At 69.8% G+C, this 626-nt stretch carries 1 protein-coding gene; it reads right to left on the bottom strand.

What is annotated here, in order from left to right; all coding sequences use genetic code 11:
* Nucleotides 1-626, bottom strand: a 626-nt coding sequence (locus AB4039_RS42360) for an acyltransferase domain-containing protein (protein WP_442273327.1), incomplete at both ends; no start/stop codon positions are given.

Genomic DNA, 626 nt, shown 5'->3' on the forward strand with positions numbered 1-626 from the left:
CACACCCAGCGAACGCCACACCTCGGCGAGCGAAACCATCACCGCCCACGTCACGGGCTGGACCACATCCACCCGCTCCAGCGAACGCCCCTCCCGCAACACCTCCACCACATCGAAATCCACGAACGGCGCCAAAGCATCAGCACACTCCCGCAACCGCCCCGCGAAAACAGGCGAGGAACCGAGCAGCTCCGCACCCATCCCCACCCACTGCGTCCCCTGACCCGGAAACACCAACACCCGACGACCGAACGACCCCACCACACCCTCGACCGTGACCGGACCAACAGCCACCTGCCGGTGCTCCAGCACCGAACGGCCCGTAACCAGCGCGTATCCGAGGTCCAGGGCACGCAGCCGCGCCCCTTCGCGCTCGACATGGCTGCGCAGGCGTTCGGCCTGGGCGTGGAGGGCGGTTTCGGAGCGGGCGGTCAGGACCAGCGGAACGACCGGCAGCTCACGCGTACCCTCCACCGGCTCCTCCACCCGGGCCGGGGCCTGCTCCAGGATCACGTGCGCGTTCGTCCCGCTCACACCGAAGGACGACACCCCCGCACGCCGCACCCGCCCCACCTCAGGCCACACACGCTCCTCGGCCAACAGCTCGACCGCACCCGCCTCCCAGT

It is taken from the genome of Streptomyces sp. M-16 (genome assembly GCF_052114405.1).
Classification (GTDB): domain Bacteria; phylum Actinomycetota; class Actinomycetes; order Streptomycetales; family Streptomycetaceae; genus Streptomyces.